We start from the raw sequence: 25,728 nt of genomic DNA, 5'->3' as shown, positions 1-25,728 counted from the left end.
TCCAAATGATTGTCATACATTGAGTAAAACCTTTTGAACTTATTTTACCTGAAAAAAGAACAAGGGAGAAAAGTGATATGTTTGTGACTCATTTTTATGAAGGCAAGACATCTGTATTAAGTCAGCTACTCGTCAATCTACCTGCTGTTGAAGAAAATATTAAAATTAAAGGACGAAAAGCAAAAATTATTGAAGTTAATCAAATCAACAACAATAATTACCAAGTACGTATCGTTTTTGAAATTATACCTAAGAAACAGCCTATTAAAGAACTTGGGAAGAAAAAAAGATAGCCTTTTATAGTTTAAGGAATAACGCTATCGTTGATAAATGCAATGATAGCGTTTTAAAATTTTTTTAATGGGTATTGAAATATAGGTTGCAAACTGTTCTCAATTTTAAAACTCTTCAAGAAAACATAATAGTTGACATTTTAATTGATAACAATTATCATTATCAATAGATTATTTCTTTTCTCCAAATTGCTTAATTCAGAATCCCCCTCTTTTTTGAAATAAGCATGTATCAAACGGATATTCTTACATCAGACTAAGAATATCCGTTTTTTAACTGTATTTACGGAATATTTACATAAACAAAGGAGCTGTATTACATGGATTATCGTATTGAAAAAGACACTATGGGTGAAATTAAAGTACCTTCTGATAAAATTTGGGGTGCTCAAACACAGCGTAGTAAGGAAAACTTCCAAATCGGTACAGAGCATATGCCAATCGAGCTCGTACAAGCGATGGCTATTTTAAAGAAAAGTGCTGCTACCGCGAACCATAAACTTGGAAAACTTTCAGCCGTTAAAACAAACGCTATCGTCCAAGCAGCTGATGAAATTTTAAATGGTCAATGGGACGATCAATTCCCACTTGTTGTATGGCAAACAGGTAGTGGTACACAGTCGAATATGAACGTTAATGAGGTTATTGCACATCGAGCGAACCAGATTTTACAAGATGCTGAAGAGGCTGACCGTATACATCCTAATGATGATGTTAATAAATCCCAAAGCTCAAATGATACGTTCCCCACTGCTTTGCATATTGCAGCCGTGTTAAAGGTTGAGGATTATTTATTACCACGTCTTCGTTTATTAAAAGCAACTTTAGAAGAAAAAGCTGAGCAATTTAAAGACATTATTAAAATTGGCCGTACACATTTACAGGATGCTACTCCCCTTACATTAGGCCAAGAGATCAGTGGCTGGGCAGCAATGCTATCAAAATCCGAGCAAATGATTATCCAAAATATAGAATACATGAAGGAACTTGCGATTGGTGGTACAGCAGTTGGCACGGGCATTAACGCACACCCTGAATTTGGCGAACGAGTAGCATCCGAAATTAGTGCACTGACAAATAAGCATTTTACTTCTGCAGCAAATAAATTCCATGCTCTTACAAGTCATGATGAGGCTGTCGTTGCTCATGGTGCCTTAAAAGCACTTGCAGCAGACTTAATGAAAATTGCCAATGATGTACGCTGGTTAGCAAGTGGTCCTCGCTCAGGAATTGGTGAAATTACCATTCCCGAAAATGAACCAGGCTCCTCAATTATGCCAGGTAAGGTCAATCCGACTCAAAGTGAAGCCATGACAATGGTAGTAACACAGGTTGTTGGAAACGATGCAACAATTGCCTTTGCCGCTTCACAAGGTAATTTCGAACTAAACGTCTTTAAACCAGTCATTATTTATAATTTCTTACAATCCACTCGTCTATTAGCAGATACAATGAAATCATTTAACGACCACTGCGCAATAGGCATTGAGCCAAATAAAGAAGTACTTGATCATAACTTACAAAATTCATTAATGCTTGTAACAGCATTAAATCCTTATATCGGCTATGAAAATGCAGCAAAAATTGCGAAGAAAGCCCATAAAGAAGGGACAACTTTAAAAGAGGCAGCGATTGCCACGGGATTACTAACAGAAGAACAGTTTGATGAATATGTAGATCCTGCAACAATGATTTATCCAAACGTAAAATGATGTAAGTGCAAGGTGATTCCTTGAAGTCGCCACACCATTGATATACCAATTATTTTTAGCATCTCGAATCATTTTGTTTAATGCAAGATAATGCATAAGATCTTTAGGTCTTGGGGCTAAATTGGGGCTAATAAAATACGTCGAGCGTGTGAAGGAATGTGTGAGTAAGAAAGATTGAGGCTAATTTGCTTCAATCTTTTTTTTCGTTAAATACATTGTAAAGAACATTTTGAGGCTTTTCAGTCTTTAGATATTTGTCGTTTTCTATAGTCAATTAAAGCAATAATCGCAAGAATTAAAACTAAAATACTAGATGTCAAAAAGAATAAAGATAACGTTCTCTTTTCTCCCCAGTTGCTAAACGCTTGTGAAAAACCGATAAAAACCATTACAAAAGATAGTGTTAATTGGAGTTTTGAAACATTTTCAAACAATAGATTACCTCCCATATGTATGCTCAATAATATTACCATAAAACTATATTAATAATGCATTCAATATAATATGAACAACCAAACTAAAAAGCACCCACATATCTGCAGCTGCTTGATTATATAAGAGCATGTTTTGAAAGATTAAAAAATTAATGATTAAGATTCGAATTTTATAGGTCCATGCCTACTCCCACAATGATTTTCAGCATTTCAACGGTAGAACATTTATTGCATATTGTTATTGCCACCATCACGGAGTGGTCTTTCTGTGGTTTATTTAGGTAAAACACCTCGTTTGTTTATGTGAATAATTCCTCTATAATATCAGTTTATATGTTCTAACAGGTTCTTAGATAGATTGTAATTTGTTAATTGATATGTTTGTGTAACCACTGTTCAAATATCTTTAACTGTTCTTCAGTATGAAAGTAATGTTCACCTGTTTCTATGACTTCTAATTCACAACGATGTTTTTTTGTAAAATAGTTAATAGTTTCAAATTCGCACAGTTCATCTTTGGCTCCATACATAATATATGTATCTGTATTCCATGTATTAATAGGATGTTCTTTTACATAGCATAAATAATCCCAATACAACTTTTGACCAATAGGTGTCTCTATAGTCATTTCTTTTTGCAAAAGCTCTGGTGTTACATTAAACCATTTCATCATATTTTCGATAATTCGTTCCATATTAACTACTGGTGATAAAAATAATGCCTTTTCTAACACAACATTTTGATAGGCTAAAAGGCTAAAATAAGCTCCCATACTACATGCAAACACGCTTACTTCTTTCCAATGTTCTTTTGCGTAATCCATAATTATAGATAATTCACTAACACAAAACTGTACTTTGCAAGGAGTATTATCATTTTTTCTTTCTCCATGCTCAGGTAAATCAAAGCTTAATACTTGATAACCTTTTTGATTGGCTTCTTCAGCTAATATTTGAATCACTGCATCTTCTTTATTTGACATATTTCCATGTACTGCAATAAAAATTTTTTCACTCTTTGCTCCCCATAAAACTGCGGGAATATTACTAATTTTAAAATTGTCTTTAAGCATATTTCCTCCATAGAGTAAGACGTATGGGATTGGAAAAAATCACATACATTTTATATTCTTCCAAACTGTTCATAACTTACCACAAACTAATTATAATATCTCTCTATATCTGTATAGCATAGTCTATTTTATATTTTAAACCTTTCTTTTGTCCACTTCTTCGAAGCTTACAAGCATTACTAACTCCCCCTATGATTTTGAGATACTCCAATATGTTTTATTTCACACCGGTTTGAACTTAAAAATTCTATTCCAATACAGCTAACAATCTCATCTTCAAGGTCATATCCATATAATTCTCTTACTGGAGAATGCATTTATAATATAATTCATATTCTTTCACGACATTCTTTTCAGAGGTTGCGAAAGATAAAAGTTCTCTTACATTAGGTTGATGTCGATTTAATTAAATGTTCCTTAGTAAAAAAGCGACTGCTCTATTGAACAATCGTCCCCGTTACTTTAAGTATTCACAAACTTTACGACATACTGATTCTCCTTATTCCTTACCACAATTATAACAACGTTTGTCTCTGTCATTGTCTCCGTACATACGAAGTTCCTTTTCTAATCCACAAACACTGCAAAAGTCAAAATGTATTTGCGGAAGTATGCCCTCTTCGGCTAACGGAACCCACTCTTTTTCATATAAACTCTTTGTCATACCATAATCGGTAAAAACAAGTTTACCATCATTATTTAAACCGTAATTACTACTGTCTTCTAAATCAAAGCAATCGAAGTTTTTATCTAATATTTCTAAAACCTCATCAAACAAATTAGGGATTAAACATTGGTTTTCTTCATCCTTTACCTCATACGTTTGATTATTCTTTAGTTCTAAAGGTTTGTAATATTTTTGTACAGATATGAAATCATCAACATAGTATGTCTGAGCGAATAACTGGGCGAGACCTTTATCAACCATTGAAGTGTAAATTTCTAATTCATTTTTTGATTGTTTATAACCGATTGGATGTAAATGCACTTTTATTACATAATCTAAAACTCTATATACTTTTCTTGTAGAACCTATGCCAACAAAATTTTCATCTCTACAATACTGATCCCAACTTTGAATTATTTGTTTAAGCATTGTTTTCCCTCCTTACACAACTAAAAAACTATTATATAAATTCAATACTTTATTACTTTTTCCACCTTAAAGTAACCTGCTCCGTTAGCACAAGAAGCAGTTGCTCTAATTGAATTCTTTTGGCCACCATAAAAAGCAACCACATCTCTGCAGCTGCATTATTAAAAGGGCTTGTTTTAAAAGATTAAAAGAGTAAATGATCGGACATTAAAAAGTATTTTAATTTTACCATCCCTCACGGAGGTCATTTTACGGATTATTTACTGAGACACCTTAATTTAGGAATTATGGAGAAAATAGAACTGTTAAGAAATCTGGTCTAAGTATTGAGAAAGAATATTTACAATTTCGGATACGGGTAAAGTCCCATCAACAATGATGTCAGAATTCGGTTTTACTGTTTCTAACATCTCTAAATAGCCGCGCCTTCCTTGTGAAATATAAATCTCCATATCCCTTAAAATATTTTCTACCGAATTATTCTTAAAATCTCTAGATACTCGACGTGCCATTGCAATATCCAAAGGAGTATCAATAAACACAGCAAAATCTATGAATTTACTCGTTTCAAAGTGTTTATAGGCAAACGGAAAGTCCAGCACTATGTAATCTAAAGGTTCAGTTAGTAACGCTTCTATATCTCTAATTAGAGGAGCCAAGTTCCACTCATCATAATTAGCGCCGTTGTCAATCCAATCTATAATGTCATCAGGACCATCAAAATCATATTCATCAAATAAAAGTATTTTAGAATTTTTTAATCTTTTGTTTAGGTGAGTCGATATAGTCGTTTTCCCACCGCCAGAAACCGCAGCAATAGCAATAACTAGTGGTTTCTTTTCTTTTTTCATAAAATCCCCCCATTTTTATTTGTTTGGATCACTATTTTACTTCTCTCTGTACTATAATTATTTTTTATAGAGATCCATGATTTTGTTCAAATTCTTCTCTTGTCATTCCGTAGCAAATACCATCATAATAAGCACCTTTAGTGAAAATAATTTTTCTTAGTTGACCCTCTTTCATAAAACCTAATTTTTCATGAAGGCGTATGGATGATTCATTAAAGGAGTACACTGTTGTATTTACTTTTTGATAAGCACGCTCTGAAAAGAAGAATCGAAGAACCATGAGAATCATTTCTTTTGCATATCCTTTACCCCTGTAAGGTTCGAATACAGCTAAATAATAATCAAAGATACCGTTTTTCAAATCACAATCAAATGTTTCAATCAACCCAACAATATTATTATCTCTATCTACTGCAACAAAACGGAATTCATCATCTTCTTCAGATTGTTCTTCTACCCATTCTGACATTTTATTAGCTGAGCGAGGAAAATGAATCGAATCCATATTTCTAAGAATTTCATCATCTAAAAATTCAAATATAATGATATCTTCTGGTTGTATCGCTCGTAATGTAAGATTTTGTCCTGTCCAATAACTAACTGTCATTTTCCTAATCCTCCAATGCATCAAAAAATAGTAATTATAATTGGTTATATAAACCATTATTTTTACGTTTTAAGTTTACATATAGTTTCAGAAATTTTATCTCTTTTATTATTTCTCAATGATTGTTCAAATAATATACACAAATGATAAATTCCCCCACTATAATTCCAACCAATTCTCGATGGTAGTGGGAGACAATGATGCTAACCAACTATGGGATTTTGGAATTAATTGTGAAATAACAAAAACAGCTACTCATTCGAGAGCTGTTTCCCTTTAATGTCTAAGTTTCAGGTTTGGATGATTCATGCATACTCCTTATGGGTGTTTCATTGTCTAAAGAATATTTTTCAATTGCTTCTTCTGCTGTAGAAGAAAGACTTTCAAATTCTATATATTGACTGTATACCTCTTTTAGATTTAAAGACTTACTTAAATCATCAACTAATTCAAAAACATCAAGCTTTCAAACCACAAGTGTAATTATGTTTTGACTCATCCAAAAGTGTGTGTTGTAGTCCATTCCCACTGGCTTTCCAATGGGCTACTCCTAAAATCAAAGAAATCTGTTTTTAACCGAGTGTTGGATTATTACTCTTTATCCAAAAACTTGGGCAGCAATCGCAAATAATTCATGGTTCCTAAATGGCATATTCATTGAATTCTTTATCATTATTGGTGGTTCACTAGTTTTTGCAAATCCCACTTCTCCAAGAATGACATTAACTCATTATTACCGGAGGGCACGTCAATTCTTAAATTCCCTCGATGTTTAGATGCTAACTCTTTTATTAGTAATGCTGCTGTTTTAAAATTTGGAGCTACAATAGGTCCTAATTTTGATAATCCAAAACCAATAATCTTAGTCACTAAATAGTCACTCAAATGAGTGGCTTTTTTCATGTATAAAATCACTTCTTTCCTGTATAAATTAGAATACTTTTAGAAAACCCTTCTTTTTAAAATTATAACTGTCTATATTTTTGTCTAAACTGAAAGTACCAACTTCCAAAATACAAACTTCTAAAAGTAGGGATGACAAATTGAAAAGAAAAATTATCTTAACCATATGCTTTACCATGATACTGTTTCTCTCTGGATGTTGGGATGTCTCTGAACCCCAAAGAATGTATTATGTCCATGGAGTCGGTGTAGATTTTAAAGATAATAAGTATGAAGTTTATATACAACTGATTAACTTTGCCGATGTTGCAAAATCTGAAACGCCCAGTCCTGAAACAACACCATCAGAGATTGGACATGCTAAAGGGGATACCATGGAAGAAGCTATTTATAATATATATCGCTCAGTTGACCAAGAAATATTTTGGGGGCATATGACCTATGCTATATTCACTGAAGAAGTTTTAAAAAGTGAACATGCTATCTCTGTTATAGATAGTTTTTTGCGTTTTAGAGAAACAAGATATCAGATTTTTGCCCATTGTACAAAGGATTCATTAGAAGAGATTCTTCTGATAACACCGTTAGTAAATAAGCCACTTACAAGTTCAAAACTAAGTAGTCCATTAAATACAAAAGCTTTAGAAACATTTATTGAGCCTGTCGATTTAAGAAGTTTAATTATTGGATTAAATGAACCCAGTCATGAAGTGGCTTTGTCATTAGTCTCAATCAACGAAAGTTGGGAGTCGAAAAATGAGAAGCCCGCAAAGGAAACTTCCGTAAATGGTAACTGCATCCTTTCAAAAGATGGATTTAAAGGAACGATGAAAGGTAACACTGCAAGAGGAACCCAATGGATGCTGACCAAAAAGAATAGAGGGGACATAACCATTCAAGTGGACGATAGCGAAAGAGATTACTTAACGTTAGATTTAGAAAAAATAGATCTTGATGTTAAACCAATTGTTAAAAACAATCAGGTGACATTTGAAATAGATATTAAATTCAACGCTACACTCAATGGTTTTAAAACTAAAGTAACTTCAGATGAGATAAGAAAAGGTATTATTAAGAAAGTTAAAGAAGAAATAAAGACAACATATGAAGAGGGATTGAAATTAAACGTTGATATTTACCGTTTATCCGAATACCTGTATAGAGACAAAGTAAAAGTATGGAAGAAAATAGAGAACGACGGGAAAATACCCTTAACTAAAGAGTCAATAAGCAAAATAAATGTTTACGTAAATAAAATAAATCCTGGTAGAAAAACATTTGAAGAAACAATTGTAGAGTAAAAAAATCCCAGGCTCAAAAATTTTGAGTACCTGGGATTTTTGTTAATAAAGATATTTTAATCGGAATCATTCTCCTCTTCAATTTTACGAATTACACCTGTCTTTGCGTTTACTTCTACTTCGTAAATCTTATTTTGAGATGTCAGAATAAATATTTCATATACTAAAGTACCGTTTTCCATATCCATTCCATAATGTATGATTTGTCCAGGTACTCTTTGCACGGCAATCTGCATTGCTTGTTGCGGAGAAATTCTTTGATTATATGAAGGCATTACCATAAACATATCCTCCTTGTTCTGCATACATGCTCCTATTTTATGCAAACAAAGAGACTACTGTTACCATTTTATTTACCACGTCTTTGTTGAATCGTAATATACAAGCCCATTAAACGGTCAGTGGTCATTGTACCATTCTGAAAATCCTCCAAGTGCGATTCCTGAATAATTCCGTAATACTGTATCTGTCATTAATACAGCTACTAATACGGTGAATACTACAATCCCTGTAGGCTCATCCCCTGACCAAGTAACCATTTTACAGGATGGAACACTTGCATATGTCACAAATTAGGCAGATAATACTGGGTCTGTTATAGATATAGCTACAAATACAGTTATCGATACAATTCCTGGATTTAACGGTCCTACTGGTATAAAAACCGGAACAATCTGCTTATAAAAAATTAACCTTTTATACAAACGATTTATTTCAAAGGATACCTGTTTTACTTGCAATATAATGATTTTGGGATAGCGGACGTATACATCCTCTAAATAATTGCTACTATGCTATCCTAGCTTTACATATTAAAAACCCATCCTTAGTTAGGCATTACCTACCTCTAACTTGTACTTAGTTACTTCCCCAATGTTTTCATTCACATTTTATTATTGAAAGCTTGAATTCAAACTTGAAACCGTAATCTAAAAAAAGTAAAAGTCGGCTTGTACCAGCATCATTACATGTAGAATATCCAGAAAAATAATTCATATTTAATTGGCAAACCGTTTCCCAAGTCTTAACTAGAGATTTTTCAATACTATTTTTCAATTTGAATTTATCCCCCGAAATTGTTTTTTAAATTAAGCTACCCACACATTCTAATCTTAGCTATAACTTGAAGACTTTATTTAATGTATAAGTAACCTTAATTTGCACACATTATTATTAAGTGTATCGCACGCACTTTATATAGGCTGTGGCGTTAGTTGACCGCCACGGCTTTTTTAATATCTATTAATAAAATTTTCTAAGGCTATCCTTAATGCAAAATAAGTTTTACAATAGAAGCTTTAAAGAAGATTGCATAACTGGACATCTAAATTTATCTGATTTCGGTTCAAATTTTCAATTAAACCATTAAGGAAGTGGGTCTCTCTAGTTACTAAACAAAGACTTGATATCTCTCCAATTTTATTTACTTAAAAAGTGTGGTGTTGGCGATCATTGCAGCTTTTTATCGCAGTTATAAATGTCAAACGCCTATTCAACTGATTTAAAGTGTAATGCCATATAAAAATACAATCCCCAAAAAAGAAGAAATTTTTTTATCACTACATTTGATTACTCTGATTAGGCCCTTTTAGTAATGATTTTAATTGGAAATACATTACTTACTTCGGAATAGCATTACTTATCGCACCCGCTATCGCTGTAATCCTCCACATATTATTTAGTAGATTATAAAAAAACGACTTTCTAACAAACATACATTCGTATATAATTTTAAATATACTAACTAGTGGAGGGCAAATAATGAACGCAATCGATTTAATCCATTTAAATTTCAACGAAGTGCGAAGACGTAGTATTAAGCTTTGGATGTCAATCCCACAAGATAAATTAAATTGGCGACCAGATGATAAAGCTATGTCTTGTATTGAAATGGTTAGACATGTTCTAGAAAGTGAATATTATTATCATCAGGCTATTAAAAATAAAGGCAGTATTCCTGTATTTGAATCTCCATTTGAAAAACTACCATTCAACACTGTTGAGGATGAATTAATTTTTGCAGGACCGTTTAGAGATCAATTTATAGAAACTATAAAATCATTTTCAGATGAAGATCTAAAAACTATTAAAATTGACCGTTCAGATGTTGGGTATATAAGAGACCTAGGTGATATGTTGCTGAGAATTGCCTATCATGAATCAGTTCATACAGGTCAATTACTCGATTATTTACGAACTGCAAAAGTTACACTCCCTAACATTTGGGATTAATTTATCATTGGGTGTCTTCATTTATATGAGACACCTTTTTCTTTACAAAATTTTCATTGCAGATTAACAAGAAGAAAGTTTTACTGGCGATCAAGAAAACTTACTAAGCTATTTGGGATTTTCTCTTATAGTGTAGGTTCAGTAACCGTTATATACTTTTGTCCTTGGAATCCTTTTGCAATTCTGTCTCTACTCCATATTGTGCTATACTCTATTTTGGATAGGTAAGCTGTGCCCTTTTGAGAACTCGTTATGCATCCATTTGAAGTCTTTTATCGTTTGAATGATGATGTAGAACATATCATTATGTTCAGTTAGTTGCCTGGCCTGCTATAGATTGATAGTTTGTCATAGGTTTGCCATTCCTACAGTGTGATATAATACTTTTGAGAACCTCAAAGGAGCTTAAACCAATTCGAGCTGTAACGTGTGACGACGCTGCAGCTTTTTTTATGTTATCATTTAAAAAATACATAAAGAGGTGATTCAACGAATATGTTTTTGGACATATTTCCGGGTTTATACCTTATTGGAAGGCTACTTTGTTTCATTCCACCTATATTATTACTACCTTTTGTAATAGTGGTTTGTCTGGAAATTTATAGAGTCTCACTTAGAAAGGTTTTACCAACTAAGCTTTATAAATTATTACTTGGCCCGATTGCCCTACTTGGATTTTATATTTGGGCTATTCCGATGGACATGGGATTTTATGAGTTTTTTGGAGCGATATTATAATCGCTCTATTTTCGTTTTGTTCATTAGTTTGTTGAAGCGTTTGAAACGCTTTCAATATTAAAAATACATAATGGGGTGAAACAATGGATTTTGTCAGAAAATATATCTATATCTTCCACTTTTTATCTCTGTTTTTAATTTTATTGATTCGGGATTATTTCAAATATGGTAATTGGGATTTGTTTAGTAACTTCTTCTTTTCTTTGAGAGCCGTTATTATTTTTGCTTTCTTAGATTGGGCATGGGATTTTACGGTTCTATAAGCAAATTGAATATGGTTTATAGCCGTTTTCCTTTAAAATTTCAGGCGCAATATCGTAAGTGTTTGCTGTTGTAAAGTTCATTAAATTTCCTCCTTGTTTACTCAACATTCTCTTTCTAATAAAATTCTCGTATTGTTCAGTATCTTTGACGTTATGTTGAGTTAAATATTGAATCGCCTATCAAAAAATTCTTCGATTATCCCTTTCTTTGCACTATTAAACTTAGTACTAAAACGTTCCAAAACCCATTCTCTTTTGTAATGTTTTCATCGGCAACATCAATACAAGTTTGTATTGCTTCTTCAACTGAACAATATCCTCAAATTGTTCAGTACTATCTCCCCCTGTACTACTTCAAGATTCTATTTCACAGCTTTCCTCTGATTTTAGGTATTAAAAAAATCCCAAGTTTTTATTAAAAATATTATTTATTTCTTTTTAATAGACACATTACCAGTCACCTTCCAACATTAATTCATAGAATATTTGAGAATGAACAGTTTTCTGGAATTAATAAGTAACAAACACCTATAACTTACGGGGTTACTAACATATTACGGAATGGAGGTGACAAAAAAATGGACCTACAAAAATTGATGTGTGACACTTGCTGTGAAAATAACCGAGTTTTTTGGCCCCGTATAAAAGCTGTTGACATAGGTTCTATTCATTCTCCTTCAGAGGTTACCCCTGTAGGGACCATTATTCCAACTATAAATAGATATTTTTATATTGTTACAGAAGATATTGATTTAACAAATGGAGTAACCCTTCCAGCTAATTTATTTACAGATGATAATGGCGATCCAGTAACCGAATTTACGCTTTTTAATCCTAATGGCTACGTCAATCTTTACATTAATGCTGTAATGCAAGAAGGAGGCGCATATAAGGTAACTCCAGATTCATTAACCCTTAACCCATTTAATGCAACTATTTTTGCTGGAACTCCAATAATTATAGAATCATTAGGTTTCCAAAAAATGTAATACAAAATTCCTTTATCCCTTGAAAGGGGGTGAAAAAATGGCACTTTCAATTATCAATATTCATGTAAATGTTACTGGCACTTCGACTAGATTCTTTAATGTTTTAGCAGCAAATTTAGCTGTCACAGACGGTACTACTATTGCTGCAACTGCCTTTCTAGACGATAGTGGAAATGCTGCTACTGCTTTCCCTGTGGTAACTAATGGCTACTATAATTTCTATATTAATGGTGTATTACAAGAAGGTGATTCATATACAATTTCTGCAACAGAGTTAACATTTAATGGCGTTACTGGTACAATCACAGTTGGAACTCCATTGGTAGTGGAAGCTGTAGAATTAGTTACACAAACTTAATGACTAATTGTCTTTCTTCTATTTTGGTGATTAGGGTCACTTCTATCCCAAGTGACCCTTTTTTAGTTTCTTCACTCAAAAGTACCCTATAGGATTGACTTCGGTCTAGAAACAACATGGCTAAGTATTGAAAAAATAATATTTATATATCTTCACTCCACCTTCCTAATTGACCAAACATCTGTGTTCGATATGAATAAAATATTAAATAGAATAGGAGGTGAATATAAAATGGCATCATTTGAAATTGGGGCGAGAGGTCTTTTCAATTTTCGAAACGAACGCTTTTTCCTATTAGTTGAAGATGAAATTACAATTCCAGAAAAAGGTGTGGAGATTGATCCAGTGAATATCTATGAAATTGACCAACAAACTTTCAATTTTATCAGAGATGAAGGAGATACACCTGTAGTTGTACCTCGTTTTAATCTTCCTCCTGTACCACCTGGATTTGAATTAGAACGAAAATGTATTTTTACAGTCGATAATTCATACTTTGTTATCTATGAATTAGAAAATGGCACTGATAACTTTGTTATTTTAAGAATCAGTGCAGCTTTATTTAACTCATTGAGAAATTCTGGTGTTCGTGAATGTGTTCCTCAAGATTTCATTAATTAATAAAAAATCCAACCTTCAGTAAAATTATTATCATCATATTTAAAATAATGTTTAGCAAGATTTCTCCTTCCTTGCTGAACATTTTCCTCATAATGTGCAGTAGTTAGCCGCTTTTTTATATTTATAAAATTTATATTTGGTACATAATAAATATTGTTGTAAATACTCGCAATTTTAAAAAACTGTAACGGACGCGTTATGGCTTTTTTTATGTACCACAATCCCAATGATTGTGGTTATTTCATTTACTTCTTTTCTTTTTTATTGAATTGTTGTTCTTTCTTCTGCTCTTTTTCTTCTTTTACTTCTTCTAATTCTTCTAGATTAAATTCCATTGCTATTTCCTCTTGCTCAAATTCATACTTTTGTTTTTCTTTTGTCAAAACACTCACCTCCAATATGGATTAAAGTGTCCTTATTGTAGAGATCTATACATGTTACATGAGAAGTATAAATCGACTATAAACAACCAAAATATAATGCTTAGTGTCTAAATTTGGAGTGGTCATTTTTTAATTTTTTAGTATAAAAAATGTATTAAAGTGAATGTTATTTTTTTTTTAATCCATACTAACCTTGCTTTCATAGCGAAAAACAAGAAAAGGAAGTGTAAGTATGGGTATTCTAGGTGGAAATCCAAAAGACGAACCATTGCATTACGGTGAAGTATTTAGTGTTTGGTCAAGTTTAATTGCAGACTATGGAATGATTTCTGGCTATCAAACATTTTACAATCATGCTGGTGATGAAGATCTTAAAAAAATTATTGAAGATATCATCGAAACTTGCAGAGAAGAAGTAAAACAATTAGAAAAAATTCTAAAAACGAATGGTATTGCTTTACCACCTGCTTCACCTGAAAGACCTGTAGCAAGATTGGAAGATATCCCTCCAGGAGCGAAGTTTAATGACCCAGAAATCAGCGCTGCAATTACTGCTGACGTTGCCGCTGGATTAGTTGCATGTAGTCAAGCAATGGGTATTTCCACTCGTGAAGATATCGCATTAATGTATGGTCAATTCCATACAGCAAAAGCTCTATTGGGTGGTAAACTACTACGTCTTAATAAAAATAAAGGTTGGTTAGTTCCACCACCATTACATGTAGATTATCCAGAAAAGTAAAAATAATTTACCCGACAAACCGTCTCCCCAGTTTAAAGCTGGGGTTTTTCAATGTATAGAGACACTCAATAATTTTTAGTGTATCGCAGGCACTTTATATAGGCTGTGACGTTGGTTGACTGTCGCAGCTTTTTTATTTTAATGGCAATGAACTATACACCCCAAGTTAACTAAGTATATATAGATAGTAGTGTTAAGCAAACAAGTTTAACTTAGTACCTCCTTTGTTACTTATGGTTATTTCCACCCAAATGACCCTATTAATAATTCTGATCTTCATATTGTTCAGTAGTGTTTTTAATATTTACTTTATTGTGCTAATATTTACATAAATAAAAATATTAGGAGGCGACCTTTATGAATTCGCATGAAACTAAAGTAAAGGAATTTTTAAACTCTAATAATGTAAAAGCTGAACACTTCATATTTAATCAATCTTGCCACTCCGTAAAAGAAGCCGCTGAAGCAGTTAATGGCTCGGAAGACGATTTTGTAAAAAACATTTGTATGATTGACTCAAATAATGAATTAATAGTGGCTATTGTAAAAGGAAACAATAGAGCTAGTACAACCCGTGTTGCAAAATCATTAAATATAGAAAAGCCTAGACTTGCTAATGAAAATGAAATTATTGAACGTACAGGTTTCCCACCAGGTGGAGTTCCTTCTTTTGGTTTTCAAGCAAATTTTTTAGTTGATCCAAAAGTGACAAATATGGATTACATATATACTGGTGGTGGTTCCGAAAACTCATTAGTTAAAATAAATGTTCAAGATTTATTAAAAATCAATCAAGGTACTATTGTTAAAGTAAGTAAATAGTAACTCTTAACAACCGTATAAAAAAACGGTTGTTTTTGCATTTTAAACTGCACATTTTCTTTCAAATATTCGCTTATCCGCCTTCAGAAATTTTGGGAGTAAAGCCTTTGATTTACTTTCTTTTATTTTTTCTAAATTTCTCGTTACCACGTTTAAAATTACCCGTAATTTTAGCTAATAATAACTGTACTGCTGTTATATTATCTTCAACTTCTTTGATCCTTGTGATAAGACGCTCGGCCTCCCTATCCTTTACAATTTTAATTCGTTTCCCTTGTAATGTATGACAACAGTCTCTTTTTTTGTTATTTCATAATCAAACGGTTCTTCGCTCTCAATCTGTTTTGTTTATCTATTTTGCTCACTACACCACCCTTTAATTCTTTTAGTTTCAAACATTATCCTCATAGTGTTCATTACTATCTCCCTTGACCTCTTCAGACTCTATTTTCACAGCTTTCCTTTGATTTAAGTATTTAAAAATCCCAACTTTTCATTAAAAATATTATTTATTTCTCTTTAATAGACATATTACCAATCACTTTCCAATATTAATTCATAGATTATTAGTGAATGAACAGTTTTCATAATTAATAAGTAACAAACGCCTATAACTTACGGGGTTACTAACATATTACGGAATGGAGGTGACAAAAAAATGGACCCACAAAAATTGATTTGTGACAGTTGTTGTGAAAATAATCGAGTTTTTTGGCCCCGTATAAAAGCTATTGACATAGGTTTTATTCAACCTCCTCCAGTCATTATCCCTGAAGGAGCTATTATTCCAATAATAAATAGATATTTCTATATCGTTACAGAAGATATTGATTTAACAAACGGAGCAACCATTCCAGCTAATTTATTTACAGATGATAATGGCAATCCAGTAACTGAATTTACGCTTTTTAAGCCTAACGGCTACGTTAATCTTTATATCAATGCCGTAATGCAAGAGGGCGGTGCATACAAAGTAACCCCAGATTCATTAACTCTTAACCCATTTAATGCAACTATTTTTGCCGGAACTCCAATAATTATAGAATCTTTAGGCTTCCAACAAATGTAATAATAAAATTCCTTTGTACTAAACCTTTTTTCCTAAAAAGGAGGTGAAAAAAATGGCACTTTCAATTATCAATATTCATGTAAATGTTACAGGCACTTCGACTAGATTCTTTGATGTTTTAGCAGCGAATTTAGCTGTCACAGACGGTACTACTATTGCTGCAACTGCCTTTCTAGACGATAGTGGAAATGCCGCTACTGCTTTCCCAATAGTAGCGAACGGCTACTATAATTTCTATGTTAATGGAGTATTGCAGGAAGGTGATTCTTATACAATTTCTGCAACAGAGTTAACATTTAACGGAGTTACTGGTACAATCACAGCTGGAACTCCTTTAGTAGTGGAAGCTGTAGAATTAGTTACACAAACTTAATGATTAATTTAATAGTTTCAAAGTTTTTTTCTATTTTTTTTTTGGGTGCTTAGGGTCACTTCTAGACGAGTGACCCTCCCTTTTAGTTTCTTGTCCTCATATAACGTAATCGGCGGTCATGCCTTTGTTTTTCTTGTGTTTGAGATTCTTGCTTCTACTGCTCAATTGCTACAATTGCAGCTGCCTATGCAATAACCTCAATTTGCTCTGTAGTTAATACTGTTGTTTGTTGTGTCATAGTTTTGCCCCCTATGATATAATCAATTATCTGACTGAACTTAAAAAAGGGCAGGAACCAATTTAGAGCTGTAGTGTCGTCAAACACTACAGCTTTTTTCCTCATATTGTGCAGTAAGGTTAATTTGATATTTATTCAAATTCATATACATAAAATTTCTTGTATCTGCAAATAACAAGAACAAATGCAGAAAGGATTAAATGTATGAAAAAAATAATAATCGTTTCATTACTTTTAATGAGTCTCTTGTTTATAAATTCTGCTTTTGCAAAAACAGTTATAGAATATTTACCTCAAGATCAACCCCCAAGTGTATTAGAGTTAGCATTTTTACGTGAATTAGGTCCATCTATCCTTGAGGCAATGACTACACACGGAAACAAGCAATTATTCACATCTGAACGAATCGAAAAAATTAATAGAAATATTCAGGAAGACTATTTTGATGTAACATTAAGAGTACTTGGTTACGAAGGTCCCTTAAACCCACCTTATACACAAATACGCATTACTTTTCGTATCCCTGCTGGAGACTTTAAAAATAAGAATAAAGTGATTTCATATGTGGCCCAAAACATTACTCCAGAAGAATTCAAAAAGCTATCTGAATTTACAAATTGACTAAGGATTTGTTTACTGAACAATTTTGTTCTAACATGATCCACATATTGTTCAGTATTCCGACTAATACGTTAGTTATAGATTTTCTTTTACAAACACTAAAATGGAATACTCATCATTTTAACAAAAAATTCCCAATATACCTAAATGTTGTTATAGCTTTAATTAATTTATACTTCAGTAGTTTAAGGAGATCACCTCTTGCCCCGTTTTAATAAGTTTTTTCATTTCATTTTTTTAATGTGAAGCATATGTAATAATGGACTTGTACAAAAGGAGGGATGGAAAATAAATAACAGTAAAAGTAATTCAAGTCAACCAAATGATTCTCTTGAGATTTATGCTGCCAAGTTGGCCTATGTTGGCATAGTTATTACTACACTAAGAAATGGAATTCAAACAATAGCTGCTGATCTAGCATTAGAACCGTTAAAAAAATCCAATACCTCAAATTCTCAAAATGATATGGAACAATCATTGAAGAAAGATAATATGCAAAAAAAATCAATTATCTTATTTACGAATTAAAACAAGTAAAAAAATTATCAACTAATGTACATAAATATCTCTAGTATTAGTAACACCTTAACTAACATATAAGAAATAATTACACATGGCCTAAATATCATTAATGAAGCTTTATCAAATATTAATTAAGGTGAGATGCAATATGCAAAGTAACTATTTTTAATGATTGATCTACAATCAAAAATAGATGAAACTTCAAATTAAATTAGATAGAATTAATTTCGCCTTGGCGTAATTGCGTCTGAAGGCTTTATCTTCATTCAGTTTGGACACCCACTGAAAAGAAACCAAAACCGCATTCATCTCACCATCTGTAGAGGTGGGAGTCTTCTGCTGAATGAAGATAAATTAGACCTTTATTTCTGTAAAAAATACGCTCTATAAAATAGACCGTTTGACCTTTTTCCAAATAAACTCATCCGTTCTTTCTTAAATTCCATTTAAATCGAATTTCACAAAGCTAAAAATCAGTACAAACGTTCGCGAGTAGTGTTATAATAAACTTATCTTATACACAAAAGGAGTCTTGCCGTATGAGCCAAAGAGTTGCTTACTATGATGTTGCACCTGATGGTATGAAAATTATGATGGATATGGAAAAATACACAAAGAAGTCTACAATTAATCGAGTAACTAGGGAACTTATCAAAATAAGGGTCTCCCAAATTAATGGATGCGCGTTCTGCATAGACTTGCATACATCCGATGCTCGTAAGATGGGTGAAACAGAACAACGTATTTATTGTTTAAATGCTTGGAATGAATGTATTTTTTATACACCTGAAGAGAAAGTTGCTCTAGAATTATCTGAGCATATAACTTTAATTCCTACTAAAAGAGTTCCAGATGAACTATATAAGCGTGTATGTGAATACTATGACGAGAAACAGTATGTTGACCTTGTTCTAATCATTAATCAGATCAACAATTGGAATAGAATTTCTATTGCAATGGGGAATACAGTAACTGAAAAATAATAACTCCTAAACGAATATCTCACGGTGTTCGTTTTTTCCCTCCTTCGCTTCGAAATTTCTTTCGACTAATCCTCATAGCCTCCACGCCATTTTACCATTATGTGGTATTTAAACCAAAATTGTTCTTTTTTACAAAGTTGATTTTCATCTACAAAGCAAAAACGGTAGCATTTTATCAGTCAATGCTTTCAACTCATCAATAGCAGTTCGTCATCAGTTGGCAAAACCTACCCGCCCTCCCACTTTTCATTCCCAACCCCTACACATCATCGGAATGAAGATGTACAGCACTGGGAAGCTACTGTATTGCCAAAAAATGTAAATTATACAATTGAGCCCAAATTTATCGGGAACTTGATTCAACATAAAGGGCTAATGATTGTCATCACAACAACTGTCGGCAAATTGATAGGTACTCTAGATAATGTTTTCATTGATCATGTAGCTCTTGTAGTTAATGGAAAATTTCATCACATCAGATTGTGTGAAATCGTTTATTTTGAAAAAGCAGATGAGAAATAAATATGCATATGAGCCCCCGTTAAAAGAAATGGTCCTTGATGCCCTGCTATGAAACTAAATGTAATAGTTTTATTGCCACCATGTATGAGATAATGAAAGCAAAAGAATACGATCGAGATGCTGAAAGAGTGATCCTATTGAAACCTATAAACTCACAATGCCAAAACATGCGAATAGTTTATTTAATAACGATTATAATCACTATTTTTTTAGGACTTGCCTCAAGAAAATGGAGTCTTTCCCTTTCACCCTTTGTGGCTCAAAACGCTGGGGACGTACTATGGGCTATAATGGTCTATTTTGGATTTCGATTTTTGCTAGTACGGAAGAGCACCCTCACAGCTATTTTGCTCAGTTTTTTGTTTAGTTTCAGCATTGAATTTAGTCAGTTATATCAGGAAAATTGGATCAATCAGATTCGTGCAACAACGCTTGGGGCTTTAATACTTGGTAAAGGTTTTCTTACAGAGGATTTAATTCGATATACAGTAGGGATACTAATCGCTGCTGTGTTAGATAAGGTTTCACTTAAATTCACACTTCGCAGCTATTAACTCAATAACCAAAGAACTAAAAATTGGCTGGAATGAACCTATATTGAATTCATTTCAGCCAATTAGCTACCTACGTGATTCACTTAATTGAACAACCTCGAATAGCTTTAATAGATGCTATATATTTGATCGATAGTAAGCGAGAAATCTTTATTAAGATTTTCTCTGTTTTCATCGATGATTTTACCTTCATACAATGATTTCCCTGTATGTAAATCTCCGATAAATAGCGAATAACCGTCAGAAACACGATTCACTGAATAAAGTTTACCACCTGTAAGCTGTAAAAAAAGTTCTTCTTCATTATTAGCCTTAGTTGGAAAGTTAAAGTGTAAAGGCTCTCCCCATTGTTTCTTTTTAATATTATAACGATTCAACTCTAAACCGTTGGCTGAATGAACAGGAATGAATACCTCTCCTCCATGAAGAATCATCGAGTTCATCTCCGATTTTAATTTGTTAGCAATATCTATTTCTTCAACTTCATTATTGAGGTTGTTATGAAGGTACGCTTGGCTAGAAATAATGACAGACTCAGCATCTTCACTTTTATTTTTATATTTATCTACCTTGTATAAGTAATAGTTTTCATTTTTAATTTTACTGGAATCATTATATATGCGGATGCTGGACATGTCTGGCTCTGATTTTGCAATAATTGAATCATCTTCTAATTCCTTTTTGTTTTCATTTACCGTATATACGTGTAATTCCTCTTCATCATTATAGAGATAGCTCGTTCCTAGTATCTTTATTTCCCCATTTTTCACATAGACATCATTCACCTGCATCCAGCTATTATTTGCTTGGCCTGAGGTAGTAACTTCAAATGATGTACTATCATTTGTCTGCTTGTCAAGAATATCGATTTGAAGTGTTAACACTTGTCTATTTTTAACCGAAAAATCTGTGTAAATCAAACGAGCCTCATCTTCAAAGTAGTTACTCGGGTCAAATACTTTTCCGCGCATAAACTTGCGGTAATCTTGAATATATTTTTCAAACTCCAAAGGTACAGGATCAGCTATTAAATCTTCAATAATAAACCGGCTTCTCGGATTAGTTGAACCATCCTTTGATATGTATAACGGATGATAAATATCACCATGCTTATAGCTTGCCTGAAGCACAAGATTTTCAATTTCTTCCTTATTTCCACTAGTCGTTTTAAATTTAAAGGTTACATCGTTTTTAGAAGACATTGCTCCTTGGATATAGTAAGTACTAATTGTTGCCACGATTACTAAGCTAATTACTATCGTTCTCCAATATTTTTTCATTGTCATTCCCTCCCATTAGACCATTATTTTATGTTTAAGCAAGTGATTCGCGATCCAAATGGTGCTACCTAAAACAATGAAGCTTGTTACCATCCCCATTAGTATGATTTCAAGTGGATAAAAATAGCGTGGGTAAAAACCATTTAATAATAACGGTGCAAAAAAGACACCTAATGAAAGCACTCCATAAACGATTGCAAAGAAAATACCCTTTAAACGGTAACTCCGCTCAAATAATATAGCCGTGAATAGTACTGCTACGAAGATTAGCCCAATTCCATAAATCAGGACAAATTCAGTAAATGTGTTAGGATACATTAAGACAAATATATCTATATTACTAATCCCATAACTATATGTTCGGAAATCTGCTGGTACAATACTATTTACAATTTGTATTTCGATTAGTACTAATAATAGTTGTAAGGTAATTAGACCAAGAAGCAAAAGCATAATTGCCGTCAGTTTAGCGAAATAAATAGTAATTCTTTCAGTCGGCAACATCAATAATCTGTAAATGAAAGAATTTTTTCCGAGCCAATCTCGATACCAAATTAAAAAAACATAAATTATTAACATAGCGATACAAATATAAATTGACATCAAAAACCATTCAGAATAAACAAAACGTTGGAAAGAAAAAGTTCCATATTGCTCAATAAATTGGCTCACTGATAGTTGATTTTTATCCATCACCTTTTCAGCTAGATCCATATATCCTTTTGAGACTCTAATTACTCCAATTAACTGACAGACTATTGTCAACCCTATTAGAATTAAATACAATTTGAAAAATCGGCTTATTTCAAAGTTTACAAGCTTTAAATAATTTTTCATCCTCGATACACCTCCCGCATTACATCAACAACTGATTTTCCTTCATTCTCACGCACTTCCTCCACGCTAAATTCCTTTATTACTTCACCATTATCAATAAGTACGGCTTTATCAATTAAGTGTTCAATATCACTGATTTCATGGGTTGTGAGAATTACACCACGTTCTTCAATTAAATGGCTTGTAAACACTTCGGCAATCTGTTCCCGTGAGAACATATCAATACCAGAGAATGGTTCATCCATCAGTAAGTAATCCACATCTAGCGCTAAGCCTAACAGCATATTGACTTTAGCCGTACTCCCCTTTGATAAATTAGCAATTTTTTCAGTTGGGTCTAGCTTAAAAAATTGCAACAGCTCCTCTGCCCTTTGTGGGTTCCAACTTTTATAAAAATCCGCCATGAACGTAAAAGCCTCAGCAATTCTCATTTGTGGCAGCGTCGCGATTGTATCCGGAATAAAAGTTATTTTTTCAAAACTATCCCTCCGAATTTTTTCCCCATCTATTAAAATTTCACCGCTATTAATCGGTGTGAGTGCCATAATAGCCTTCATGATTGTCGTCTTTCCTACTCCATTTATCCCAATTAAGCAAGTAATTTCACCCTTTTTAGCAGTAAAGGAAAGATCTTTTAACACTTGTTTCCTGCCGTATTTTTTATGGACATTTTTCACTTCGATCATATTGATTCCTCCGTTTCCCCACTTTCAGCCTCATACTTTTTCTCAACTAGTTTCAACACTTCAGATAACGGCACATTGATGGCTTTTATAGAACCTAAAAATAAGTCAACGGCTTCGATAATTAATTCTTCACGGACACTTTTAAGGACCGCTTCATCTTTCGTAATACAGCTTGGCATATTTCCCTCAGTAAAAATCAATCCTTGTTCCTCCATTTCCTTATAAGCCCTTTGTGCAGTATTTGGGTTAATCTTCAGCTGATTGGCTAGTTCCCTTCTTGAAGGAACTTCCTGACCAGGTTCAAAGAATCCCTTGGCAATTTGCTCTTTAAAATGCCGGATAACCTGTACATAAACCGGATCTCGATTATTAAACTTTACAGTCAATTAATTCAACTCCTTGCAATAATATTCCGTGTATTAATCACTTAATACACAATACGCAAAATGATAGGCAATGCATTGGTTCAACTATGCACTAAATCATATAGCTTTAGCACCGAACTATCTGTATTAATCACCTAATACACCATCTCAAAAAACGTATTAAGCCTATAATACACTTCGAATGTATTATAGGCTTAATACACATTTTATGTCAACCAAAATTATGGAAATTATTAAATAAAACTTACAATGTCGTACTTTATAGAGAACTGAATTTTTTGGTGAAAAATCCTATCATGCTGTTCGTTCATTGTTTGATGAGATGTATATGTTCTCTTATTTGTTCATTTGTATACTTTTCTACATCCTTTCTACACATCTTTTTACTTGGTGCCAAAGAATTTGCCTTGAATGCTAACCTGATGATAACTAGAGTAACCTATCAGAAATGAAAGCGTCTAATTCGTAAATAGGAGGTATCACTTTAAAAAAATAATATTAGCATGTATGATAATCCTTATTCTAGCTAGTTGCGGCACAGCAAATGGTACCAAAAACAAACGAAGCTCTGCTACTATGGAAGGATATATAACAGCAGCAGAAGATGGTAGATACTTAGTTGTCAGTAATGATCCGGTCTATTTAAATAATTCGAATCCACAGTTTGTGAATGCATTATGGGTTTCCACAACCATGAAATTAGCTGTGGGTGACTATGTGAAAGTATGGGCTGGGGCAATTAATGAATCTTATCCAGGTCAAACAAGTACAGATAAAATTGAAATTGTACCATCAAAATTAAATAGTACACTATCTACAAATGAGGTCCTCTCTAAAGTAGCAGAAAATCTTGAGTACAACCCAATCATCACCAATATAAAGTTTGATGCTAAAAAGGACATATGGACCCTGCATTATAAAATAGATATTGCAGGTAATGATACACTTGTCGGTATGGTTATTCAGGATCAAAAGCCTATCTCGCTTGGACAACCCATCTATGAACAACCACCTCAACTAGCATTTGCAATAAACGAAGAAGAACAACTCTCCTTATACCTCCAACAATATAGTTGGACATACACTGACATTAAAACAGGAGAAAAAAAGCAAAAAGAACACGAAACACCGCTGTCGAATATACAAGCATCCTTTAATGAAGCTATTCCCCTTCAGAAACCAGAAAAAGTCAAACTGATGACTAATGACTTGGATATACTTCACAGTGAAATGGTGTTTTTGGATGAGCAAATGAACAAGGTTGAAAAGATTATAAATGAAGATGGTACATATCCAATAGGCACGTATTATATGCATGTAAAAGTTCAGTTCGAACAAGGAACAGCGACTTATATGGATACAATTCAATTTAAGTAATCCTCATTACATTTTTAAGCGGCTGGACATAACTTCGATTTTTATGAAAAATATCGAAAATGGATAATAAATTTTTACTTCATTAAGTTGAGAGTTTCTTCATGAATCAAAAAAAATGTTAGACCAAGATACAATTGGTCTAACATTTTTTTGTTTTTATCCCAGTCTCATTCGATTAAAAAATATTCACCATGTATCAAGACTCCTGCCCCCGTCATTTTCCCAACGATCAATATCATCCCAACCTTCAGATGTACCTCCTCCCCTAGAAAGGGAACCATTTTGTGCTTTGGAAATCCTAGCTGACATGTTAAGCATCATCCTTTTATAACATTTTATTTATACTATGTTATGTATGATGGTTTAGTTCATATTCAAAAGGATTTTGCTAATATGCTGACATTACATAAAAAACCGCCATTGCACAAGAGAGGGCACTGAAAACTAAAAAAATTCTTTTTTTATATTAGAAATCAGTCTTTTTATTAGATTTGAAAACTTAAAATAGTCAATTTGTATCACATTTTTGTGGCAAATCGACTTTTTTAGTGCCTCTGCATAGGATGAGTATGCTTTAGTCAGAAATTATCATCACATTTTCAGCTACATACTTCTGTTCACCTGTCGTGGATGTTTCAATTAAATCGAAGGTGACTTTTTGCTTCTGACGAAGGTATCTAAAATGATCAGGAAATCGATCTTTATCCAAAAGAATTGAGCTAAAATGAACGAAAACATGTACTTCTTCACCTTCAAGAAGGATCCGTCCATAGCCCTCCTCTTCTTTATACCATTCTACAATTCCCTCTCTTTTCAAATTAGCACACTTCCTTCTTTTTTATTTTCATAATAGCTCATATTA

At 32.9% G+C, this 25,728-nt stretch carries 31 protein-coding genes and 1 pseudogene; 18 read left to right on the top strand and 14 right to left on the bottom strand.

The features are described 5' to 3' along the window. The first annotated feature begins 77 nt into the window (after positions 1–77). The gene (locus QNH24_RS10735) at positions 78–293 is read left to right on the top strand and encodes a hypothetical protein (protein WP_283872118.1); all 216 of its coding nucleotides are present in this window, start codon (positions 78–80) and stop codon (positions 291–293) included. 320 nt (positions 294–613) lie between these two features. Beyond that, positions 614–2,005: a class II fumarate hydratase gene (fumC, locus tag QNH24_RS10730; protein WP_283872117.1), complete on the top strand. Its 1,392-nt coding sequence runs from the start codon at positions 614–616 to the stop codon at positions 2,003–2,005. A 239-nt stretch (positions 2,006–2,244) separates the two neighbouring features. On the opposite strand, the gene QNH24_RS10725 is transcribed toward fumC, so the two are convergent. The 6 genes from QNH24_RS10725 to QNH24_RS10700 form a co-directional block, all read right to left on the bottom strand. Further along, positions 2,245–2,439 carry a hypothetical protein gene (locus QNH24_RS10725; RefSeq protein WP_283872116.1) on the bottom strand — a complete coding sequence of 65 codons (195 nt, stop codon included), beginning with the start codon at positions 2,437–2,439 and terminating at the stop codon, positions 2,245–2,247. Between the two features lie 368 nt (positions 2,440–2,807). Further along, positions 2,808–3,512 (bottom strand): alpha/beta hydrolase, encoded by a 705-nt coding sequence (locus QNH24_RS10720; protein ID WP_283872115.1) that lies wholly within the window; start codon positions 3,510–3,512, stop codon positions 2,808–2,810. 499 nt (positions 3,513–4,011) lie between these two features. Next, positions 4,012–4,608, bottom strand: a complete 597-nt coding sequence (locus QNH24_RS10715; protein WP_283872114.1) for a protein kinase — start codon at positions 4,606–4,608, stop codon at positions 4,012–4,014. Between the two features lie 305 nt (positions 4,609–4,913). Continuing rightward, positions 4,914–5,459, bottom strand: a complete 546-nt coding sequence (locus tag QNH24_RS10710) for a nucleoside/nucleotide kinase family protein (protein WP_283872113.1) — start codon at positions 5,457–5,459, stop codon at positions 4,914–4,916. Positions 5,460–5,523: 64 nt separating this feature from the next. Further along, entirely contained in the window at positions 5,524–6,066 is a 543-nt protein-coding gene (locus QNH24_RS10705) for a GNAT family N-acetyltransferase (RefSeq protein ID WP_283872112.1), read from the bottom strand. 672 nt (positions 6,067–6,738) lie between these two features. Further along, the gene (locus tag QNH24_RS10700; RefSeq protein ID WP_283872111.1) at positions 6,739–6,969 is read right to left on the bottom strand and encodes a GNAT family N-acetyltransferase; all 231 of its coding nucleotides are present in this window, start codon (positions 6,967–6,969) and stop codon (positions 6,739–6,741) included. A 140-nt stretch (positions 6,970–7,109) separates the two neighbouring features. Between QNH24_RS10700 and QNH24_RS10695 the strand changes: the two genes are divergently transcribed. After that, positions 7,110–8,270, top strand: coding sequence for a Ger(x)C family spore germination protein (locus tag QNH24_RS10695; protein WP_283872109.1), 1,161 nt, complete (start codon positions 7,110–7,112; stop codon positions 8,268–8,270). 56 nt (positions 8,271–8,326) lie between these two features. Here QNH24_RS10695 and QNH24_RS10690 read toward each other — a convergent pair whose 3' ends face one another. Next, complete coding sequence (locus QNH24_RS10690) at positions 8,327–8,575, bottom strand: PepSY domain-containing protein (protein WP_283872107.1); 249 nt, start codon at positions 8,573–8,575, stop codon at positions 8,327–8,329. Positions 8,576–8,726: 151 nt separating this feature from the next. Here QNH24_RS10690 and QNH24_RS10685 point away from each other — a divergent pair. From QNH24_RS10685 to QNH24_RS10660, 6 genes and pseudogenes are all read left to right on the top strand, one after another. Next, positions 8,727–8,954 (top strand): annotated as a pseudogene (locus tag QNH24_RS10685) (YncE family protein); the annotation flags it as partial. A gap of 1,077 nt (positions 8,955–10,031) precedes the next feature. After that, complete coding sequence (locus QNH24_RS10680; protein WP_283872105.1) at positions 10,032–10,502, top strand: DinB family protein; 471 nt, start codon at positions 10,032–10,034, stop codon at positions 10,500–10,502. 821 nt (positions 10,503–11,323) lie between these two features. Beyond that, complete coding sequence (locus QNH24_RS10675; RefSeq protein ID WP_283872103.1) at positions 11,324–11,503, top strand: hypothetical protein; 180 nt, start codon at positions 11,324–11,326, stop codon at positions 11,501–11,503. Between the two features lie 578 nt (positions 11,504–12,081). Next, positions 12,082–12,492, top strand: coding sequence for a DUF4183 domain-containing protein (locus QNH24_RS10670; RefSeq protein WP_283872101.1), 411 nt, complete (start codon positions 12,082–12,084; stop codon positions 12,490–12,492). A gap of 37 nt (positions 12,493–12,529) precedes the next feature. Further along, positions 12,530–12,850, top strand: a complete 321-nt coding sequence (locus QNH24_RS10665) for a DUF4183 domain-containing protein (protein WP_283872100.1) — start codon at positions 12,530–12,532, stop codon at positions 12,848–12,850. 231 nt (positions 12,851–13,081) lie between these two features. Beyond that, positions 13,082–13,471 (top strand): spore coat protein, encoded by a 390-nt coding sequence (locus QNH24_RS10660; RefSeq protein WP_283872099.1) that lies wholly within the window; start codon positions 13,082–13,084, stop codon positions 13,469–13,471. Between the two features lie 245 nt (positions 13,472–13,716). Here QNH24_RS10660 and QNH24_RS10655 read toward each other — a convergent pair whose 3' ends face one another. Beyond that, a complete protein-coding gene (locus QNH24_RS10655) occupies positions 13,717–13,854 on the bottom strand; it encodes a hypothetical protein (protein WP_283872098.1) in 138 nt (45 codons plus the stop codon). A gap of 232 nt (positions 13,855–14,086) precedes the next feature. On the opposite strand from QNH24_RS10655, the gene QNH24_RS10650 reads away from it, so the two are divergent. The 8 genes from QNH24_RS10650 to QNH24_RS10615 all read left to right on the top strand — a co-directional run bounded on the left by QNH24_RS10650 (position 14,087) and on the right by QNH24_RS10615 (position 20,300). Then, positions 14,087–14,596 (top strand): DUF3231 family protein, encoded by a 510-nt coding sequence (locus QNH24_RS10650; protein ID WP_283872096.1) that lies wholly within the window; start codon positions 14,087–14,089, stop codon positions 14,594–14,596. A 357-nt stretch (positions 14,597–14,953) separates the two neighbouring features. Beyond that, entirely contained in the window at positions 14,954–15,418 is a 465-nt protein-coding gene (locus QNH24_RS10645; protein WP_283872094.1) for an aminoacyl-tRNA deacylase, read from the top strand. A 658-nt stretch (positions 15,419–16,076) separates the two neighbouring features. After that, positions 16,077–16,487 (top strand): DUF4183 domain-containing protein, encoded by a 411-nt coding sequence (locus QNH24_RS10640; protein ID WP_283872092.1) that lies wholly within the window; start codon positions 16,077–16,079, stop codon positions 16,485–16,487. 52 nt (positions 16,488–16,539) lie between these two features. Next, positions 16,540–16,860: a DUF4183 domain-containing protein gene (locus tag QNH24_RS10635; RefSeq protein ID WP_283872090.1), complete on the top strand. Its 321-nt coding sequence runs from the start codon at positions 16,540–16,542 to the stop codon at positions 16,858–16,860. Positions 16,861–17,302: 442 nt separating this feature from the next. Next, the gene (locus tag QNH24_RS10630) at positions 17,303–17,719 is read left to right on the top strand and encodes a DUF3888 domain-containing protein (RefSeq protein WP_283872088.1); all 417 of its coding nucleotides are present in this window, start codon (positions 17,303–17,305) and stop codon (positions 17,717–17,719) included. 1,061 nt (positions 17,720–18,780) lie between these two features. After that, positions 18,781–19,224, top strand: a complete 444-nt coding sequence (locus QNH24_RS10625; RefSeq protein WP_283872086.1) for a carboxymuconolactone decarboxylase family protein — start codon at positions 18,781–18,783, stop codon at positions 19,222–19,224. Between the two features lie 306 nt (positions 19,225–19,530). Continuing rightward, entirely contained in the window at positions 19,531–19,746 is a 216-nt protein-coding gene (locus tag QNH24_RS10620; RefSeq protein ID WP_283872084.1) for a DUF2642 domain-containing protein, read from the top strand. A 92-nt stretch (positions 19,747–19,838) separates the two neighbouring features. Next, positions 19,839–20,300, top strand: coding sequence for a ribosomal maturation YjgA family protein (locus QNH24_RS10615; protein WP_283872082.1), 462 nt, complete (start codon positions 19,839–19,841; stop codon positions 20,298–20,300). Between the two features lie 107 nt (positions 20,301–20,407). Here the strand turns inward: QNH24_RS10615 and QNH24_RS10610 are convergent, their stop codons facing one another. From QNH24_RS10610 to QNH24_RS10595, 4 genes are read right to left on the bottom strand one after another with little or no spacing between them, the layout of a single operon-like run. Next, on the bottom strand, positions 20,408–21,580 hold the full coding sequence (locus tag QNH24_RS10610; RefSeq protein ID WP_283872080.1) for a hypothetical protein: 1,173 nt from the start codon (positions 21,578–21,580) through the stop codon (positions 20,408–20,410). Positions 21,581–21,595: 15 nt separating this feature from the next. After that, complete coding sequence (locus QNH24_RS10605; RefSeq protein WP_283872078.1) at positions 21,596–22,417, bottom strand: hypothetical protein; 822 nt, start codon at positions 22,415–22,417, stop codon at positions 21,596–21,598. Then, positions 22,414–23,103 carry an ABC transporter ATP-binding protein gene (locus QNH24_RS10600; protein WP_283872077.1) on the bottom strand — a complete coding sequence of 230 codons (690 nt, stop codon included), beginning with the start codon at positions 23,101–23,103 and terminating at the stop codon, positions 22,414–22,416. Before QNH24_RS10600 ends, QNH24_RS10605 begins: the two co-directional genes overlap by 4 nt. Beyond that, positions 23,100–23,489, bottom strand: a complete 390-nt coding sequence (locus QNH24_RS10595; RefSeq protein WP_283872075.1) for a GntR family transcriptional regulator — start codon at positions 23,487–23,489, stop codon at positions 23,100–23,102. Before QNH24_RS10595 ends, QNH24_RS10600 begins: the two co-directional genes overlap by 4 nt. 576 nt (positions 23,490–24,065) lie before the next feature. Here QNH24_RS10595 and QNH24_RS10590 point away from each other — a divergent pair. Then, positions 24,066–24,866, top strand: a complete 801-nt coding sequence (locus QNH24_RS10590) for a DUF3221 domain-containing protein (RefSeq protein WP_283872073.1) — start codon at positions 24,066–24,068, stop codon at positions 24,864–24,866. Positions 24,867–25,052: 186 nt separating this feature from the next. On the opposite strand, the gene QNH24_RS10585 is transcribed toward QNH24_RS10590, so the two are convergent. Further along, positions 25,053–25,175 (bottom strand): hypothetical protein, encoded by a 123-nt coding sequence (locus QNH24_RS10585; RefSeq protein ID WP_283872071.1) that lies wholly within the window; start codon positions 25,173–25,175, stop codon positions 25,053–25,055. Between the two features lie 265 nt (positions 25,176–25,440). Beyond that, complete coding sequence (locus QNH24_RS10580) at positions 25,441–25,683, bottom strand: cold-shock protein (RefSeq protein WP_283872069.1); 243 nt, start codon at positions 25,681–25,683, stop codon at positions 25,441–25,443. Between the last annotated feature and the right edge of the window lie 45 nt (positions 25,684–25,728).

The organism is Lysinibacillus pakistanensis (genome assembly GCF_030123245.1).
GTDB classification, from domain to species: Bacteria; Bacillota; Bacilli; order Bacillales_A; family Planococcaceae; genus Lysinibacillus; species Lysinibacillus pakistanensis.
This window is presented reverse-complemented; position numbering and strand designations above follow the sequence as displayed.

Coding starts and splice junctions, on each gene's coding strand:
- QNH24_RS10735 (WP_283872118.1), top strand. CDS start 78: ATGTTTGTGACTCATTTTTATGAAGGCAAGACATCTGTATTAAGTCAG.
- fumC (WP_283872117.1), top strand. CDS start 614: ATGGATTATCGTATTGAAAAAGACACTATGGGTGAAATTAAAGTACCT.
- QNH24_RS10720 (WP_283872115.1), bottom strand. CDS start 3,512: ATGCTTAAAGACAATTTTAAAATTAGTAATATTCCCGCAGTTTTATGG.
- QNH24_RS10715 (WP_283872114.1), bottom strand. CDS start 4,608: ATGCTTAAACAAATAATTCAAAGTTGGGATCAGTATTGTAGAGATGAA.
- QNH24_RS10710 (WP_283872113.1), bottom strand. CDS start 5,459: ATGAAAAAAGAAAAGAAACCACTAGTTATTGCTATTGCTGCGGTTTCT.
- QNH24_RS10705 (WP_283872112.1), bottom strand. CDS start 6,066: ATGACAGTTAGTTATTGGACAGGACAAAATCTTACATTACGAGCGATA.
- QNH24_RS10700 (WP_283872111.1), bottom strand. CDS start 6,969: ATGAAAAAAGCCACTCATTTGAGTGACTATTTAGTGACTAAGATTATT.
- QNH24_RS10690 (WP_283872107.1), bottom strand. CDS start 8,575: ATGCAGAACAAGGAGGATATGTTTATGGTAATGCCTTCATATAATCAA.
- QNH24_RS10680 (WP_283872105.1), top strand. CDS start 10,032: ATGAACGCAATCGATTTAATCCATTTAAATTTCAACGAAGTGCGAAGA.
- QNH24_RS10675 (WP_283872103.1), top strand. CDS start 11,324: ATGGATTTTGTCAGAAAATATATCTATATCTTCCACTTTTTATCTCTG.
- QNH24_RS10670 (WP_283872101.1), top strand. CDS start 12,082: ATGGACCTACAAAAATTGATGTGTGACACTTGCTGTGAAAATAACCGA.
- QNH24_RS10665 (WP_283872100.1), top strand. CDS start 12,530: ATGGCACTTTCAATTATCAATATTCATGTAAATGTTACTGGCACTTCG.
- QNH24_RS10660 (WP_283872099.1), top strand. CDS start 13,082: ATGGCATCATTTGAAATTGGGGCGAGAGGTCTTTTCAATTTTCGAAAC.
- QNH24_RS10650 (WP_283872096.1), top strand. CDS start 14,087: ATGGGTATTCTAGGTGGAAATCCAAAAGACGAACCATTGCATTACGGT.
- QNH24_RS10645 (WP_283872094.1), top strand. CDS start 14,954: ATGAATTCGCATGAAACTAAAGTAAAGGAATTTTTAAACTCTAATAAT.
- QNH24_RS10640 (WP_283872092.1), top strand. CDS start 16,077: ATGGACCCACAAAAATTGATTTGTGACAGTTGTTGTGAAAATAATCGA.
- QNH24_RS10635 (WP_283872090.1), top strand. CDS start 16,540: ATGGCACTTTCAATTATCAATATTCATGTAAATGTTACAGGCACTTCG.
- QNH24_RS10630 (WP_283872088.1), top strand. CDS start 17,303: ATGAAAAAAATAATAATCGTTTCATTACTTTTAATGAGTCTCTTGTTT.
- QNH24_RS10625 (WP_283872086.1), top strand. CDS start 18,781: ATGAGCCAAAGAGTTGCTTACTATGATGTTGCACCTGATGGTATGAAA.
- QNH24_RS10615 (WP_283872082.1), top strand. CDS start 19,839: ATGAAAGCAAAAGAATACGATCGAGATGCTGAAAGAGTGATCCTATTG.
- QNH24_RS10610 (WP_283872080.1), bottom strand. CDS start 21,580: ATGAAAAAATATTGGAGAACGATAGTAATTAGCTTAGTAATCGTGGCA.
- QNH24_RS10605 (WP_283872078.1), bottom strand. CDS start 22,417: ATGAAAAATTATTTAAAGCTTGTAAACTTTGAAATAAGCCGATTTTTC.
- QNH24_RS10600 (WP_283872077.1), bottom strand. CDS start 23,103: ATGATCGAAGTGAAAAATGTCCATAAAAAATACGGCAGGAAACAAGTG.
- QNH24_RS10590 (WP_283872073.1), top strand. CDS start 24,066: ATGGAAGGATATATAACAGCAGCAGAAGATGGTAGATACTTAGTTGTC.
- QNH24_RS10585 (WP_283872071.1), bottom strand. CDS start 25,175: ATGTCAGCTAGGATTTCCAAAGCACAAAATGGTTCCCTTTCTAGGGGA.